This window comes from Sphingomonas phyllosphaerae (assembly GCA_036946405.1).
In the GTDB taxonomy this organism is placed as follows: Bacteria; Pseudomonadota; Alphaproteobacteria; order Sphingomonadales; family Sphingomonadaceae; genus Sphingomonas; species Sphingomonas phyllosphaerae_D.
The window spans coordinates 1,691,914-1,708,234 of the sequence record JAQIJC010000001.1 but is presented as its reverse complement, the minus strand read 5'-3'; the positions used below and the strand labels follow the sequence as shown (position 1 = coordinate 1,708,234).

Genomic DNA, 16,321 nt, shown 5'->3' with positions numbered 1-16,321 from the left:
GAGACGGAATGCGCCTGCCGCAGCCCGGGAGTCACGTAAATGTCTTACATGACGTGCACGGGCCGACTCGGCCGCCCGGCACGATCGTGTCCGGAACGGCGCAGCTATTCTCAAGATTAGTTCGGGATGGAGTTTGATGTTCGCCTGGTTCCAGCGACTGTTGCCGAAGACCGGCAATTTCTTCGAGCAATTCGAAGGACATGCCGCCATCGGCCTGGCCGCCGCGCGCGCCACCGCGACGCTGCTGGAGGGCGGGCCGGACCGGCCTGCGCTGCTCGTGGAAATTAACAAGCGCGAGAACGAGGCCGATGAGATCACGCGCGACGTGCTGAAAAGCGTTCGCGCGACGTTTCTCACGCCGTTCGATCGCGGCGCGATCACCGCGCTGATCGGCGCGCTCGACGATACGATCGACGAAATGTACGCCGCCGCCTCGGCGATCGACCTGTACGGGCTCACCGAATATGCGCCGGAGATGCGCGAGATGGCGCAGGTGGCGGTCGATGCCGCCGGGCTGGCCGTCGAGGCGATGCCGCTGCTGCGCGACGTCAGCCGCAACGGCCCGCGGCTGCACGAATTGACCGAGCAGTTGATCCGGCTGGAAGGGCGCGCCGACGATTGCCACGCCGCGGGGCTGCGCCGCTCGCTGGAACAATATGGCAAAAGCGACACGCTGCGCTTCGTCGTCGAGCGCGAGATCTACAAGCATCTCGAGCGGATCCTCGATGCGTTCGAGGATGTTGCCGACGAGATCGACGGCATCGTCATCGACCACGCCTGACGCCCGGTCGACGCACCCATGCACGAACTCGCCTTTCCGCTGCTGGTCGGCCTGATCCTGACCGCGCTGGCCTTCGATTATCTCAACGGACTGCACGACGCCGCCAACTCGATCGCGACGGTGGTCGCCACGCGGCTGCTGTCGCCGGTCAAGGCGGTAGCGTTCGCCGCCTTCTTCAACTTCGCCGCCTATTTCCTGACGCTTGCCGTTCCCAGCCTCCATGCCGTCGCCGAGACGATCGGCAAGGGCCTGATCGACAAGGACGTCATCACCCCGGCGGTGATCTTCGGCGCGCTGGGCGGGGCGATGACGTGGAACGTCATCACCTGGCTGAAGGGCATTCCATCGTCGAGCAGCCATGCGCTGGTCGGCGGGCTGGTCGGCGCGGGCGTCGCGCATGCCGGGATCACCGGGGTGAAATGGGCGGGGCTCAACAAGACCTTGCTGGCGATCGTGCTGTCGCCGGTGATCGGCATGTTCCTCGCGATGCTGGTGATGTTGCTGTCGAGCTGGGCGCTGCGCCGCTCGACCGCGCCGCAAGCGGAGCGCAGTTTCCGCGCGCTGCATCTCGCCTCCTCGGCGGCCTATTCGCTCAGCCACGGGCTCAACGACGCGCAGAAGACGATGGGGATCATCACCGTCCTGCTCTATTCGACCGGCTATCTGACCGGACCGTTCGAGGTGCCGCACTGGGTGGCGATCAGCTGCTATGTCGCGATCGCGCTTGGCACGATGACCGGCGGGTGGCGAATTATCGAGACGATGGGCTCGCGGATCACGCGGCTGTCGCAGCATCAGGGGTTCAGCGCGTCGCTGGCCGGGTCGATCGTGGTGTTCAGCGCCTCGACGCTCGGCATCCCGGTATCGACCACGCATACGATCACCGGATCGATCATCGGCGCGGGCGTGTCGCGGCGCGCCTCGGCGGTGCGCTGGGGCGTGGCGAAGAACGTCGTCGTGGCGTGGGTCATCACGATCCCGGCCTCGGCGGTGGTCGGGGCGCTGGTCTACTCGACGACGTTGCTGTTCTAGGTCGGATCGACCTGCGGCCATGACGGCGGACCGCATTTTCCAATCAGAGCGGCTTTCTCCTTCGTCGTCCCGGACCTGATCCGGGACCCCGCTTCTTCAGCAACGCGGCAGAAAAAGCGGGATCCCGGATCAAGTTCGGGATGTCGGAGGCAGGCGGGTACTCGGTGGATTTCGATCGGCCCTAGAACCGTGACAGCCACCCCGTCGTAGGCAGGGGAAGCAATCGAAGGCCGGGTCCGGACGCCCTTGTTTGCTCCGCTATGCTCGCAACGACGAACTGCTAAGGCGGATCGAAACCGGCCGTTACGGATTAGTAACGTCACTCAGGGGGACGGAGACCGGCGTGCGGCGCGTGTTGCTCATTTTCGTGCTGCTCGCCGCTGGATGTGCGCGGCATGAGCGCTCCCCCGCGCCACCGCGCGTCGAGAGCGCGATCGCGCCGTTCCCCGACCAGACCTCGACGATCGTCGTGCCGGTGACGGCGCGGCTCGACCAGCTCGAACGCGGGCTCGACAAGCGCACCCCCAAGGTGTTGTGGACGATCGACGAACATCGCGACACCTGCGTCAAGGGAAAGCGCGTCGATCTCGGGATCGGCAAGGTCAAGGTGACCCCCGACCTCGGTTGCCGGTTGGTCGGGCAGGTCACGCGCGATGCGATCCGCGTGTCCGGGCGCGGCGAGCGGCTCGACATCACTATGCCCGTCTCCGCCGTGATCCATGTCCGCGATATCGGCGGCGTGATGGGTGAGACGGTGACCGCGCGCGCTGTGGTCCACGCTACCGGCAAGCTGGCGATCGTCGGCAATTGGCAACCACGCGCCACGCTCGACCTCGCCTATGACTGGCGCGAGCCGCCGGGGATCGAGATCGCCGGGCAACGGATCACCTTCACCAGCCGCGCCGACCAGAAACTGAAGCGCGTCGTCGCCAAGCTGGAGCGCGACCTGCCCGGCGAGGTGGCAAAGCTGGACCTGCGCGGGCAGCTGGACGGCGCGTGGCGGCACGGCTTCACGGTGATCGAACTCAGCAAACGCAACCCGCCGGCGTGGATGCGCGTCGCGCCGCGCGCGTTAGGGGTCGGCGGCTACCGGGTCACCGGGCGCGACTTGCAACTGACGCTGGCGGCGGAGGCGCTGACGCAGACCTATGTCGGCAAGCGGCCGCCCGACCCAACCCCGATCCCACTCCCGCCGCCGTCGCGCGTGGCCGGGCAGCCGGGATTGCGCTTCTTCATCCCGGTGCTGGCCGATTACGCGCAGCTCGAACCGGTGGTGCTGCGGACGCTCCGCAAGCTGGCCGACAAGGGCATCTCGCTGACCGGCATCGGTCCGGTCGACGTCCAGTTCGGCAAGGTGACGGTCTATGCCACCGCCAACAACCGGCTGGCGGTGGGCGTCACCGCGCGCGTGACGCCGCGCGACCGCCGCTTCCCGGCCACCAGCGGCGAGGCGTGGTTGACCGCGCAGCCCTATAACGAGGAAAACTCGCAATTGGTGCGCGCGCGCGACGTGCAGCTGGTCGCGGACACCGATTCGGATGCGGTCGACCTGATCGTCAGCCTGCTCGACGCCATGCAGGTGCAACAGGCCGTGGCACTGGCCTTGCAGCATGATTTCGCGCCCGATTACCAGCAGGTGCTCGCCAAGGCGCAGGCCGCGATCGGCGCGCGGCAGGAGGGCGACTTCTTCCTGTCGACCGACGTGACGCGCGTGACGACCGGGCGGCTGCAGGTGACCGGCGCGGGGCTGTTCCTGCCGGTGCGGGCCGAGGGCGCGGCGCGGATCGCGTATCGGCCGCGGTGAGGGCGCGCCGTCATTGCGACGAATGTGCTCCAGCGAAGCCGAAGTGGAGCCGCCACCCGTCATGCCGGACTGGTTCCGGCATGACGGGTAACGATTCCATTTCAGCGTGGAGGGATCGCGCCCTAAAACCCCGCGTAATCCGAGAAGCGCGTGATCGTGGGATCGAACTTCAGCACCACCTTGCCGGTCGCGCCGTGGCGCTGCTTGGCGACGATTAGCTCGGCGAGGCCGTAGACGCGCTCCATATCGGCGGCCCAGCGCGCGTGATCCTCGAACACTTTGGCTTCGTCGCCTTCCATCGGGCGCTTCGGCTCGCGCTGCGCGGTGTAATAATCCTCGCGAAACACGAACCACACCATGTCGGCGTCCTGCTCGATCGACCCCGATTCGCGCAGGTCCGAGAGCATCGGGCGCTTGTCCTCGCGGCTTTCGACCGCACGGCTGAGCTGCGACAGCGCCAGCACCGGCACGTTCATGTCCTTCGCCAGCGTCTTGAGCCCGCGCGAGATCTCCGAGATTTCCTGCACGCGGTTGCCGTCGCCCTTGCCCGAGCCGGTCAGCAGCTGGAGATAGTCGACCACCACCAGCCCGATCTCGTTGTTGTGCCGGCGCTGGAGCCGGCGGACGCGGGTGTGGAGCGAGGCGATCGTCAGGCCGCCGGTATCGTCGATGAAGAATGGCAGATTCTCCAGCTCCGCCGCCGCCGCCGCGAGCTGCTCGAACTCGGCCTTGCTGATCTTGCCCATGCGTAGCGCCTCGGAACTGATCCGCGACTGTTCGGCGAGGATACGCGTCGCGAGCTGGTCCGCGCTCATTTCGAGGCTGAAGAACGCGACCTTCGCGCCGACCGACTTGGAGGGCGGGATGCCATCGCGCATGTCGCGCATCCAGCGTTGCGCGGCGTTGAAGGCGATGTTGGTGGCCAGCGAGGTCTTGCCCATGCCGGGGCGGCCGGCGAGGATCATCAAGTCCGAATGGTGCATACCGCCGATCTTGGCGTTGACGGTGTCGAGCCCGGTGGTGACGCCGCTGAGATTCCCGCCCCAGTTGAGCGCCTTCTCGGCCATCTTGACCGCCATCGTGCTGGCCTGCGCGAAGCTCTTGACGCTGTTCTCGGCACCGCCGTCGGCCGCGACGCGGTACAATTCCTCCTCGGCGGCCTCGATCTGCGCGCGCGGGTTGACCTCCTCGCTGGTGTCCATCGCGCGGTCGACCATCGAATGGCCGACCGAGACGAGCGTGCGCAACATCGCGAGATCGTAGATCTGCGTCGCGAACTGCCGCGCGCCGATCAGCCCCGCGCCCGACCCGGTCAGGCTGGCGAGATAGGCGACCCCGCCCAGCTCCTTCATCCCCTCGTCCGCCTCGAACATCGGGCGCAGCGTGACGGGGGTGGCGAGCATGTCCTGCGATCGCAGCGACTTGATCGCGGCGAAGATCCGGCCGTGGACGGGCTCGTAGAAATGCATCGGCTCCAGCCGGTCGACGATGTCGTCGGCCAGCCGGTTGTCGATCATCATCGCGCCGAGCATCGCGGCCTCCGCCTCAACGTTGCGGGGCAGAAGGACGGGTTCGGCCGAAGCCGGTTGCGGGAATGCCAGAGTCGCCATTTTCCCGGCTATAGTCGATCGCGGCGTGCCGCATAACCGGGATCGACGTTGTCGCGGCGCGACTTCGGCTTTAACGGGACACGGATGGCCGATCCGCGGATCATCGACATCGAACTCGACGAGCGCACGATCCTGTGGCGCTCGGCCGATATCGAGCAGGAACGGCGGATCGCGATCTTCGACCTGATCGAGGACAATCACTTCGCGCCGCAACGCGACCAGCCCGACGGCTATGCCGGGCCGTACCGGGTCAAGCTGGGCGTCGAGGAAGGCCGGCTGGCGATCCAGATCGCGCGCGAGGATGGTACGTCGCTGGAGACGCTGGTGCTGGGGCTGGCGCGGTTCCGGCGGCCGATCCGCGACTATTTCGCGATCTGCGACAGCTACTTCCAGGCGATCCGCCAGTCGACACCGGCACAGATCGAGACGGTCGACATGGCGCGGCGCGGGATCCACAACGAGGCGGCCGAGCTGCTGCGCGAGCGGCTGGACGGCAAGATCGATATCGATTTCGACACGGCGCGGCGGCTGTTCACGCTGATCTGCGTCCTGCACATCAAGGCTTGAGTTAAGGAATATGTGGGGTTTGGGACGGCTCGTGCTGGTTCTGGCCGCGTTGGCGCTGGCCGGCGTGGCGGGGTGGCGGCTCGCGGTTCGCTGGGCGCCGGGGAGCGACAAATATGCGGTTCAGGGCGTCGACGTGTCCGAAAATACCGGCACGATCGTGTGGCCGGTGCTCAAGGGGACCGCGGGCGCACGCTTCGGCTATGCGGTGGCGACGGTCGGTGCCACGACGCGCGACCGCAACTTCCAGGCGAACTGGGACGCGATGGCCAAGGTCGGGCTGAAGCGCGGCGCGGTGCACGTCTTCTCCTTCTGCCAGTCGCCGCGCGTGCAGGGCGACGTCTTCAACACCGTCGTGCCGCGCGACCTGAAGGCGCTGCCGGCCGCGATCGCGTTCGATTATGACCCGACCTGCCCCGACCGACCCGACCGCGCCGCGCTGATCACGGGCGTGCGCGCGATGATCGAGCGGATCGAGGCGCATATGGGCAAGCCGGTGGTGCTGCGCATCTCGGAAGACGTCGAGGACGATTACCGGCTGACCGAGGCGCTCGACCGTAAGTGGTGGGCGATGGGCAATTTCCTGAAGCCGGGCTATGGCGCTCGGCCGTGGGCCGTGTGGCGCGCAAACGACATGCGCGGCGTCGACGGGGTCGATGGGCCGGTCGACTGGAATGTGGCGGTGGAAGGAGCCTTCGACGATGAGTGACGCCCCCCGGCTGATCGCCAGCGCACGTGAAGCGGCGCGCCATGCCCATGCACCCTATTCGCGGTTCGCGGTCGGCGCGGCGGTGCTGCTGGCCGATGGCAGCATCGTGACGGGGGCGAATGTCGAGAATGCCAGCTACGGCCTGTCGCTGTGCGCCGAGACGGTGGCGATCGCGACCGTTTCCGCGCAGGGGCGGCTGCGCGAGGTCGTCGCGGTGGGGGTGATCGGCGGCGCGATGGACGCCGCGGGGCACGCGCGCGGCGCAGAGCCGGTGCGGCCGTGCGGGCGGTGCCGGCAGGTGCTCAACGAGGCGGCGCAGCTCGGCGGGCGCGATCTGGCGGTGCATTGCGCAGGCGCCGAGGGCGATGCGGTGGCGAGCTACCGGCTGAGCGAGTTGCTGCCCGATGCGTTCGGGCCGGGAGATTTGGGGATTTCGTGACACGGGCCGCAGGACGGCTGAACCACCTGCCCCGTTCGTGCTGAGCCTGTCGAAGCACGTGGGCAGGGCGGAGCGCCTGCGACACGCACTTCGACAAGCTCAGTGCGAACGGATCGGATGGTGATCTCGCTTCGGTCCTGCGAAGGTTGGGGCTTATCGCTGTACCGTCCGGGTGGCGTGGCTGACACATGCGCCGCCGCCCCTGTGACCGCCGCCGCGCTGCACGGCACAGACATGGGCCCCTGCCGGCGCAGGGGCGACGGCGGTTTGCGGCGGGCGGGGGTGGCCACGACTGCCGTCGCCCCTGCGGAGGCAGGGGCCTATGACTATTTCGTCCGGGTGGGACGGGCTGACACATGCGCCGCCGCCCTCGTGACCGCCGCCGCGCTGCACGGCACAGACATGGGCCCCTGCCTGCGCAGGGGCGACCGGAGTCTTTGATTTAAGGTGGTGCGGGCGGTCGGACTCGAACCGACATGTATTGCTACGGCAGATTTTGAGTCTGCTGCGTCTACCATTTCGCCACGCCCGCAGCGTGCGACCGGCGGCGCTATAGGACAGCATTTCGCCGCTGGCTAGCTGTCGCTGTCTTGACCCATCACCCGCTTAGGCGTCATCGCAGATCGCCATAGGAGAGCTGCATGAGCGATAGCGTGTACCCCGCCCCCGCAGGCACCGAAAACAGCATCGACCGCGCGCAGGCCGCGGCGGCGTGGCAACGCTCGGTCGACGACCCCGAGAGCTATTGGCGCGAGGAAGCGCAGCGGCTCGACTGGATCGCGCCGTTTACGCAGGTCAAGGACACGTCGTTCGACGAGGCCGACTTCCGCATCCGCTGGTTCGCGGACGGCGTGCTCAACGTCTCGGCCAATTGCGTCGACCGCCACCTGGAAACACGCGGCGACCAGATCGCGATCATCTGGGAGGGCGACGAGCCCGGCGAGACGAAGACGCTGACCTATCGCGAGCTGCACCGCGACATGTGCCGCTTCGCCAACGTCCTGAAATCGCTCGGGGTCAAGAAGGGCGACCGCGTCACGCTCTACCTGCCGATGGTCGCGGAGGCGGCGGCGGCGATGCTCGCCTGTACGCGGATCGGCGCGATCCACTCGATCGTATTCGGCGGCTTCTCCCCCGACAGCCTCGCTAATCGCATCCAGGATTGCGATTCGACGTTGGTGATCTGCGCCGACGAAGGGTGTCGCGGCGGCAAGCGGATTCCGCTCAAGGCCAATGTCGACAAGGCAGTCGCGCGCTGCCCGAGCGTCGAGCATGTGCTCGTCATCCGCCGCACCGGCGGCGACGTGGCGATGACCGAGGGTCGCGACATCTGGCTGCACGATGCGCTGGAGGGCGTCGACGACGATTGCGCGCCCGAGCCGATGAACGCCGAGGATCCTTTGTTCATCCTTTACACCAGCGGGTCGACGGGCAAGCCCAAGGGCGTGCTCCACACCACCGGCGGCTATCTGCTGTGGGTGACCAAGACCTTCAAGGACGTGTTCGATTACCGCGACGGCGAAATCTATTGGTGCACCGCCGATATCGGTTGGGTCACCGGGCACAGCTATGTCGTCTATGGTCCGCTGGCGAACGGCGCGACGACGGTGATGTTCGACGGCGTGCCCAATTATCCCGATCACGGGCGGCTGTGGGAGACGATCGACCGGCTGGGGGTCAACATCCTCTACACCGCGCCGACCGCGATCCGCGCGCTGATGCGCGAGGGCGACGACTGGGTGACGCGCCATGACCGTGGCTCGCTCCGCCTGCTCGGCACGGTCGGCGAACCGATCAACCCGGAGGCGTGGACATGGTATCACCGCGTCGTCGGCGGCGGGCGCTGCCCGATCGTCGATACCTGGTGGCAGACCGAGACCGGGGGAATCCTGATCTCTCCCCTGCCCTATGCGACCGACCTCAAGCCCGGCTCCGCGACGAAGCCGCTGCCCGGCGTGCAACCGCAGATCGTCGATGCCGAAGGCAAGGTGCTGGACGGCGCGACGGAGGGCAATTTGTGCATCACCGACAGCTGGCCGGGGATGATGCGCACCGTGTGGGGCGATCACGAGCGGTTCTTCCAGACCTATTTCAGCACCTATCCGGGAAAGTATTTCACCGGCGACGGGTGTCGACGCGACGAGGACGGCTATTACTGGATCACCGGGCGCGTCGATGACGTCATCAACGTCTCCGGGCATCGCATGGGCACGGCCGAGGTCGAATCGGCGCTGGTTGCGCATGCGCAGGTCGCCGAGGCGGCGGTGGTCGGGATGCCGCACGAGGTGAAGGGTCAGGGCATCTATGCCTTCGTGACGCTCAACAGCGGGGTCGAACCATCGGAAGAGCTGCGGACCGAGCTGCGGCAATGGGTCCGCGGAGAGATCGGGCCGATCGCCAGCCCCGATGCGCTGCAATTCGCGCCCGGCCTGCCCAAGACCCGCTCGGGCAAGATCATGCGCCGCATCCTGCGCAAGATCGCCGAGAACGACACCGGCAATCTGGGCGATACCTCGACGCTCGCCGATCCGACGGTGGTCGAAACGCTGGTTGCCGAGCGGGTGCAATAGGGCCGGAGTGCTGCTCCCCTCCCCTTCAGGGGAGGGGCTGGGGGCGGGGGACGCTTACGCGGTCGGCGTTCGAGGACGGGCCCCACCCCAACCCCTCCCCCGAGGGGGAGGGGCTTGATCTGATCGGGCGATGCTTCCGCACTAAACCAGCGGCAGACGGCGACATTTTTGCACGGACGCGACTTGTTAGCCGCTCAACGTTAGCGCTATCTTTTCTCTCGCTCGCCACGGCGGGACGCGAAAAGATAACGACGGAGGGATGGCCATGACGAGGCGCGAGGTTCGGAACGGATGGGTCGCGGGCTGGGCGGCGGTGCTGCTCGCGGGGGCAGCAGGTCCGGCACTGGCACAGGCCGACAAGATGACGCCGATCGCGACCCCGGCGCAGCCGACCGCGATCACGCTCGACACCGGGCCGCTGCCCGATGCGCCCAACAAGGAAGCGTGGCACCGCCAATATGGCAGCACCTTCACGCGCAACGTGACGGTCGCGACGCTGACGCCGTTTCTCCCTGCGCCCGGCACCGCGACCGGCGCGGCGGTGGTGGTGGCACCCGGCGGCGGCTTCCGCACGCTGTCGATGGAGAATGAGGGCTGGGACGTCGCCAGGGCACTGGCGAAGCGCGGGGTTGCGGCGTTCGTGCTCAAATACCGGCTGAACCAGACGCCGGCCGACATGGCCGGCTTCGAGAAGTCGATGAGCGAGATGTTCTCCGGTTCCGCGCCGCGCCCGCGGGTCGATCCGACCGCGATGACCGCACGGCTCGGGCCGCAGATCGCCGATGCGCGCGCCGCCTTCGCGCTGATCCGGCGCCGCGCCGGAGAGTGGAAGGTCGATCCCGACCGGATCGGGATGATCGGCTTCTCGGCGGGTGCGATGCTGACGATGGCGACGACGCTGGCCGGGGGGGATGCGAAGCCGGCGTTCGTCGCCGACATCTATGGCCCGCTCGGCGCGGTCGACGTGCCCGCCGACGCGCCGCCGCTGTTCATCGCGCTGGCGGCCGACGATCCGTTCTTCGCCAACGACGGGATCGGGCTGGTCGACAAATGGCGCGCGGCGAAGCGGCCGGTCGAGTTCCACCTCTACGAACAGGGCGGGCATGGTTTCGGCATGTACCAGAAGCCGACGACCAGCACCGGCTGGTTCGACGCCTATGTCCGCTGGCTGGGGATGCATGGGTTGCTGGCGAAGAAGCAGTAATCGCACATGCCGTCGCCCCTGCGCAGGCAGGGGCCTATGTCTGTATCGTCGCGCGGACGGTTGACACAGCAGCCGGCCGGCATGTGTCAAATGTCTCGACAAACGAAACAGTCATAGGCCCCTGCCTTCGCAGGGGCGACGGTATACCTAGAAGCGGAAGCGGATGCCGAGCGAGTAATAGCGCCCTTCCTCGCGGACATCGACCGGATAGCCGGCGTCGGCCGCGAAGTTGCGATAGTTCTGCCACGGCTGCGCGAGGATGTTGCTGACGTCCGCGGTCAGCGTGATATTCTCGAATGGCGTGTAGGACGCCGAGAAGTCGAGGCGCGAGATCGGCCGCACCGTCACGCCCGCAAATTGCGCCTCGCCCGGATTGCGCGTGAAGCTGTCGACATATTCCGAACGGCGATTGTACGACAGGCGCGCCGAGATCGGGCCCTTTTCGTAGAAGCCGGTAATATTGTACGTCCACTTCGACACGCCGGTGATCGGCACGACCGGCGCCGCCTCGCCCAGCGTCGACGGCAGCTGGTTGGTGCCGTCGAGATAGGTGACGTTCAACTGCGTGCCGAAGCCGCTGAGCAGGCCGGGCAGGAAGTCGAAGAAGGTCTGGAAGTTGGCCTCCGCGCCCTTGATGCTGCCTGAACCGGCGTTTTCGGGACGCGAGACTTGCAGGCGGCCGTAGGTCGGATCCTGGACGATCGACGTATAGTTGCTGATGAAGCCGAACAGGTCGCGGTAGAAGACCGAGGCGGTGAACGAGCCGGTCGGCGCAAAATACCACTCCAGCGTCGCGTCCCAGTTGTTCGAGGTCAGCGGCACCAGATCGGGGTTGCCGCCGCTGCCGCTCGCATCGAACGCGCCGCCGGTGACGGTGCTGCGCGTGATGTTGAAGGCCGGGTTCAGCTGACCGAAGTTCGGACGCGTCCGCGTCTCGGTATAGGCGAGGCGCGCCTGCAACTTTGGCGTGAACTTCAGCCGCGCGCCGAACGACGGCAGCACGTCGACGTAATTCTGGCGGTTGATCTGCGAGACGAACGAAATGACGTTGTCGGTGTTGAGCCGCGTCGTACCGCGATAGGTGCCGTCGTTGTTGACGACGCGGACGCCCGCGGTGCCATCCACCTCGATCCCGGCGACGGTGAAGTCGTAGCGCGCCATCGCATAGGCGGCGTAGGTGCTTTCCTGCGCGCTGAACCCGCCGTCCTCGCGTAGCGCGATCTCTTCCTGCCCGAAGCGGGCGACGCTGTCGCGCAGGTCGACGTTGTTGGGATCGCGCGCGATCAGCTGCGGGCCGACCGAATAGGTGAGCGCGCGGAGCGCATCGAAGTTCGAGCGGATCGAGGCGCGCGACGGCATCAGCCAGTTGCGGAATTGGGCGGCGGGCTGACGGAAACCATCCTCGACCTTTTCCAGCGCGCCGGTCGGCAGGCTGGCGAGCGGGATGCCGAGCGCATCGGTGGCGAGATAGCGGTCGCCCTGCTCCAGCTTGGCGGTGCGCGAGACCCAGCGCACGCCGAAGTCGAGCCGCTGGATCAACGGCAGCTCGGTATCGAGTTGCAGGTCGGCGCGCCACTGATGCCCGCCGCCGGTGGCGTGGTAGCGCTTCTGGTAGAAGCCGCGCCAGATGTAGTTGTCGGGGTTGAGCGCGTCGAAGCCGGGGAAGCTGAACGACGCGCCGCCGTCGCGATCGAACTCGACATCGACCTGCGGCGATGAGGCGAAGCGCGCGTCGAGGCTGTATTCGAGCTGCGAATAGGTGCTGTAGGTATACGCATAATCGCTGCTGATCTTCGCGCGGTCGCCCTTCCATACGAAGCCGATCGCGCCCTGATAGGTATCGGTGCGGTCGTTGAAGCTCGAGCGGAACTGCTGCGGGGCGAGCCCGCCGGTCTTGGTGAGGCTCAGCACCTTGCGCGGATCGCTGGGGTCGAGCACGACGTTGCTGAGCGTCGGGCGCGTCCCGGTCTGGCCGGGCAGCGCCAGCGTCGCTGACTCGAGCAGCGCGGTGAAATTCTCGTTCGACTGTTCGCCGCGATACGCCTGCCACAATCCGTCGGCATAGACCTCCAGCCGGTCGCTCGGGCGCCATTGCAGGCTGCCGTTGACGGAGGGGCGCGTGCGGGTGCCAGTCGCGAAGTAATTGCCGACCGAATTCGGGATGCGGAAATCGGTGCCGACGCCCGGTGTGGTGACGGTCAGATCGTCGGTGGTATTGCCCGCGTCACCCGCCGCGGTGCGCGTCCCCTGATCGTTGAAGCGGACCGCGTTACGGTAGCGGGTGCGCGTGATCGCGAAATTGACCAACGCGCCGATCTCGCCGATCCCGGTGTCCCAGCGGTCGGTGATCAGGATATTGCCGACCGGGTCGAGCTTGCCCGACTGGTCGTTGTACGCGCCGCGGATGCCGCCCGCGATCTCGAAGCCGGTGAAGTCGAACGGGCGGCGCGAGCGGACGTTGACCAGCCCGGCCAGCCCCGGCTCGATCAGGTCGGCGGTGCCGGACTTGTAGACCTCCAGCGCGGCGAGCGCGCCCGCGGGGAAGTCCTGCAAGGCGACGCCGCGGTTCTCGGCGGTGAAGATTTCGCGGTTGTTGAAGGTGGTGCTGATGTCGCCGAGCCCGCGGATCAGCACGCCATTGGCTTCGTCGTTCGAGCGGTTGACCTGCACGCCGGTGACGCGCGCCAGCGCTTCCGAAGCGTTGTTGTCGGGCAATTTGCCGATGTCCTCGGCGACGACCGCATCGAGGATCGAGGCGGAATCGCGCTTGAGCGCCTGCGCCGAACGAAGGCTGGCGCGCACGCCGGTGACGACGATGTCGTCGGCGGCGGGTCCGGTCGATGCGACCGGCGAGGTCGGTGCGACGGCGCTCGCCTCCTGCGGCAGCGGTGCATCCTGCGCGGCGGCGAAACCCGGCGTCAGCGCGGTTCCGGCGAGCAGCGCCGTTCGGAACAGGGTTTTCATCGTCGCCGTCATCGCATCTCTCCCACCTCCGCGATCCCGTTCGCGGCGTTTATTAATCAGACATAATCCGGGGAGGATTGCAGCGTCAACATCATCAAGGCTTCATGAAGCGCCGAATTGCAAGATTTGGCGGCCTGATTGCAGCTTGTTAGCAACATGGAATAGGAATGGAAGCGACGCGGAACGGCACAGCTTGTCTGACATTCAGTGCAAGTGACCGCGATTTTTCGGCGGTTTGCCCGGACCCGCGCGTCTGCCCGCGCGCCCACCCCTCAACGGTTTCGAGGAACGTCGCTCACCCGAGGACGATCAGGCGCCGAATTCGGCCACGACGGCGGCGGCCCGTTCGGCCCTCGCGCGATATCCCGCCGCCATCGAGTTCAGAAAGGCACTGTCGCCCCGCGAATCGAGATGACGCGCCAGCCGGCTGTAACGATCGGCCTGAGCGCGCAAATGAGAGATGACCGTTTCCACGAAGAAGGAGCGGATGACGCAATGTTCCGTTCCTTATGTTCACCGTTATGGGTCACCAACAAATTTACTACGCCGGCGATAGTCGTGGAGCAGCGGCTCGGTATAGCCGTTGGGTTGCGCCAACCCTTTGAAAACAAGTGATCGTGCCGCCTGCATTGCCAAAGCGTTCGATCTGAGCGGCCGATAGATCGGATCCGCGGCATTCTGTTCATCGACCCGCGCGGCCATGCGTGTAAATGCCGCGTCGACCTGTGCAGGGGTCGCGACGCCGTGATGCAGCCAGTTGGCGAGATGCTGCGAGGCGATGCGCAGCGTCGCGCGATCCTCCATCAGGCCGACGTCATGGATGTCGGGAACTTTCGAACAGCCGATGCCCTGATCGATCCAGCGCACGACATAGCCGAGGATGCCCTGCGCATTGTTGTCGAGTTCGTCGGCAATTTCCCGTTCCGACCAGTTGCGTCCCGCGGCGAGCGGGATCGTCAGCAACGCGTCGAGCGGCGCGACCGGCTCGGTCGCCCGCGCCGTCTGACGTTCGACGACCGACACGCGATGATAATGGGTGGCGTGGAGCGTCGCGGCGGTCGGCGACGGCACCCACGCGGTGGTGGCGCCGGCCCGCGGGTGCGCGATCTTCTGTTCGAGCATGTCCCGCATCCGGCCGGGCGCGGCCCACATCCCCTTGCCGATCTGCGCACGTCCCGCAAAGCCGCAGGCGAGCCCGATCTGGACGTTGCGATCCTCATAGGCGGCGATCCATGCGCTGTCCTTCATCTGCGCCTTGCGGACCATCGCGCCCGCCTGCATCGAGGTGTGGATCTCGTCGCCGGTGCGATCGAGAAAGCCGGTGTTGATGAAGACGACGCGGTCGCGCACCGCATGAACGCACGCGGCGAGGTTCGCGCTGGTGCGGCGTTCCTCGTCCATCACGCCGACCTTGATCGTGTGGCGCGCCAGCCCCAGCAGGTCCTCGACCGCGTCGAACAGCCGGTCGGTGAACGCCGCCTCGTCCGGGCCGTGCATCTTCGGCTTGACGATGTAGATCGCACCGACGCGCGAATTGGCCCGCGCGCCGTCACGATCGTGGAGGGCGATCAGGCTGGTGAGCGCCGCGTCGAGAATCCCCTCAGGTGCCTCGCTGCCATCGGGCAGCAACAGCGCGGGGGTGGTCATCAGATGCCCGACGTTGCGGACGAACAGCAGCGCGCGCCCCGGCAGCGTGAACGGCGTGCCGTCCGGCGCGACATAGGCGCGATCGGCGGCGAGCCGACGCGTGAGCGTCGCGCCATGCTTAACGAACGTCTCCTCCAGATCGCCGCGCATCAGCCCCAGCCAATTGGCGTAGGCGGCGACCTTGTCCGCGGCATCGACCGCCGCGATCGAATCCTCGAGGTCGCAGATCGTGGTCAGCGCCGATTCGAGGATCACGTCGGCCAGCCCCGCCGAATCGGTGCGGCCGATCGGATGCACACGGTCGATCACCAATTCGATATGCAATCCGTGATGGCGCAGCAGCCAATTGTCGCCCGCGCGCCCGGCAAGCTGCGCCGGATCGGCGAGCGCGGGTGGGTCGCCTGCCCAGTCGCGCCACCTGCCATGCGCCAGCGGCACCGCCTCGTCGAGGAAGCCGCGTGCCCAGTCGATCACCTGCGCACCGCGCGCGGGATCGTAGCCGGGGCCGGCCGGCGTGCCCGGCAGCGCATCGGTGCCGTACAGCGCGTCGTACAGGCTGCCCCAGCGGGCGTTGGCGGCGTTGAGCAGGAAGCGCGCGTTGAGGATCGGCACAACGAGTTGCGGCCCAGCGACGCGCGCCACTTCGTCGTCGACCACACCGGGCGCGATCGTGAACGGTGCAGGCTCGGCGACCAGATAGCCGATCTCGCGCAGGAACGCCTGATAGGCGGCCGGATCGTGCGGCTGCCCGGCGCGTGCGCGATGCCAGCCGTCGATCTGCGCCTGCAATGCGTCGCGATGCCGGAGCAGCGCCGCATTTTCGGGCGCGAAGCGCGCGTAGAGGTCGGCGAGGCCGCGCCAGAAGACGCCGGCCGCGATGCCGGTGCCGGGGAGTGCACGATCCTCGACGAAGGCGGCGAGTTCGGCGGCGACCTGCAATCCGGCGCGATCGGTATAGGGGTCGGTCATCGTCCAAATCCTCCTGACCGACAGCCTT

The 16,321-nt window shown here is 67.1% G+C and carries 12 protein-coding genes and 1 tRNA gene; 8 read left to right on the top strand and 5 right to left on the bottom strand.

Annotated features, from left to right (window positions below; translation table 11 throughout):
- Window positions 1-136: 136 nt before the first annotated feature.
- The 3 genes from PGN12_08165 to PGN12_08155 all read left to right on the top strand — a co-directional run bounded on the left by PGN12_08165 (window position 137) and on the right by PGN12_08155 (window position 3,617).
- Window positions 137-781, top strand: a complete 645-nt coding sequence (locus tag PGN12_08165; GenBank protein MEH3103867.1) for a DUF47 family protein — start codon at window positions 137-139, stop codon at window positions 779-781.
- 18 nt (window positions 782-799) lie between these two features.
- Window positions 800-1,813: an inorganic phosphate transporter gene (locus PGN12_08160; GenBank protein MEH3103866.1), complete on the top strand. Its 1,014-nt coding sequence runs from the start codon at window positions 800-802 to the stop codon at window positions 1,811-1,813.
- Window positions 1,814-2,156: 343 nt separating this feature from the next.
- Window positions 2,157-3,617: a DUF4403 family protein gene (locus PGN12_08155; protein MEH3103865.1), complete on the top strand. Its 1,461-nt coding sequence runs from the start codon at window positions 2,157-2,159 to the stop codon at window positions 3,615-3,617.
- A gap of 122 nt (window positions 3,618-3,739) precedes the next feature.
- On the opposite strand, the gene PGN12_08150 is transcribed toward PGN12_08155, so the two are convergent.
- Window positions 3,740-5,227 carry a replicative DNA helicase gene (locus PGN12_08150; protein MEH3103864.1) on the bottom strand — a complete coding sequence of 496 codons (1,488 nt, stop codon included), beginning with the start codon at window positions 5,225-5,227 and terminating at the stop codon, window positions 3,740-3,742.
- Window positions 5,228-5,311: 84 nt separating this feature from the next.
- Here PGN12_08150 and PGN12_08145 point away from each other — a divergent pair, with 84 nt between their 5' ends.
- Genes PGN12_08145 through PGN12_08135 form a run of 3 tightly spaced genes read left to right on the top strand, consistent with a single transcriptional unit; the run spans window position 5,312 to window position 6,939 of the window.
- Entirely contained in the window at window positions 5,312-5,794 is a 483-nt protein-coding gene (locus PGN12_08145) for a UPF0262 family protein (protein MEH3103863.1), read from the top strand.
- A gap of 31 nt (window positions 5,795-5,825) precedes the next feature.
- Complete coding sequence (locus tag PGN12_08140) at window positions 5,826-6,500, top strand: GH25 family lysozyme (GenBank protein ID MEH3103862.1); 675 nt, start codon at window positions 5,826-5,828, stop codon at window positions 6,498-6,500.
- Window positions 6,493-6,939 carry a cytidine deaminase gene (locus PGN12_08135; GenBank protein ID MEH3103861.1) on the top strand — a complete coding sequence of 149 codons (447 nt, stop codon included), beginning with the start codon at window positions 6,493-6,495 and terminating at the stop codon, window positions 6,937-6,939. The genes PGN12_08140 and PGN12_08135 overlap by 8 nt, the downstream gene beginning before the upstream one ends.
- Before the next feature lie 448 nt (window positions 6,940-7,387).
- Here PGN12_08135 and PGN12_08130 read toward each other — a convergent pair.
- Window positions 7,388-7,471: transfer RNA gene (locus PGN12_08130), tRNA-Leu, on the bottom strand.
- A 109-nt stretch (window positions 7,472-7,580) separates the two neighbouring features.
- Between PGN12_08130 and acs the strand changes: the two genes are divergently transcribed.
- A complete protein-coding gene (gene acs / locus PGN12_08125) occupies window positions 7,581-9,509 on the top strand; it encodes an acetate--CoA ligase (GenBank protein ID MEH3103860.1) in 1,929 nt (642 codons plus the stop codon).
- A 265-nt stretch (window positions 9,510-9,774) separates the two neighbouring features.
- Window positions 9,775-10,713 carry an alpha/beta hydrolase gene (locus tag PGN12_08120; protein ID MEH3103859.1) on the top strand — a complete coding sequence of 313 codons (939 nt, stop codon included), beginning with the start codon at window positions 9,775-9,777 and terminating at the stop codon, window positions 10,711-10,713.
- 147 nt (window positions 10,714-10,860) lie between these two features.
- Here the strand turns inward: PGN12_08120 and PGN12_08115 are convergent, their stop codons facing one another.
- From PGN12_08115 to PGN12_08105, 3 genes are all read right to left on the bottom strand, one after another.
- Window positions 10,861-13,677, bottom strand: a complete 2,817-nt coding sequence (locus tag PGN12_08115; GenBank protein MEH3103858.1) for a TonB-dependent receptor — start codon at window positions 13,675-13,677, stop codon at window positions 10,861-10,863.
- Between the two features lie 309 nt (window positions 13,678-13,986).
- On the bottom strand, window positions 13,987-14,151 hold the full coding sequence (locus PGN12_08110; protein ID MEH3103857.1) for a hypothetical protein: 165 nt from the start codon (window positions 14,149-14,151) through the stop codon (window positions 13,987-13,989).
- A 45-nt stretch (window positions 14,152-14,196) separates the two neighbouring features.
- Complete coding sequence (locus tag PGN12_08105; GenBank protein MEH3103856.1) at window positions 14,197-16,293, bottom strand: malate synthase G; 2,097 nt, start codon at window positions 16,291-16,293, stop codon at window positions 14,197-14,199.
- Window positions 16,294-16,321: the final 28 nt, after the last annotated feature.

Bases quoted from the DNA above. Each gene is read 5' to 3' on its own strand.
- PGN12_08135 (MEH3103861.1), top strand. From the start codon at position 6,493: ATGAGTGACGCCCCCCGGCTGATCGCCAGCGCACGTGAAGCGGCGCGC.
- PGN12_08145 (MEH3103863.1), top strand. From the start codon at position 5,312: ATGGCCGATCCGCGGATCATCGACATCGAACTCGACGAGCGCACGATC.
- PGN12_08165 (MEH3103867.1), top strand. From the start codon at position 137: ATGTTCGCCTGGTTCCAGCGACTGTTGCCGAAGACCGGCAATTTCTTC.
- PGN12_08150 (MEH3103864.1), bottom strand. From the start codon at position 5,227: ATGGCGACTCTGGCATTCCCGCAACCGGCTTCGGCCGAACCCGTCCTT.
- PGN12_08120 (MEH3103859.1), top strand. From the start codon at position 9,775: ATGACGAGGCGCGAGGTTCGGAACGGATGGGTCGCGGGCTGGGCGGCG.
- PGN12_08115 (MEH3103858.1), bottom strand. From the start codon at position 13,677: ATGAAAACCCTGTTCCGAACGGCGCTGCTCGCCGGAACCGCGCTGACG.
- acs (MEH3103860.1), top strand. From the start codon at position 7,581: ATGAGCGATAGCGTGTACCCCGCCCCCGCAGGCACCGAAAACAGCATC.
- PGN12_08105 (MEH3103856.1), bottom strand. From the start codon at position 16,293: ATGACCGACCCCTATACCGATCGCGCCGGATTGCAGGTCGCCGCCGAA.
- PGN12_08160 (MEH3103866.1), top strand. From the start codon at position 800: ATGCACGAACTCGCCTTTCCGCTGCTGGTCGGCCTGATCCTGACCGCG.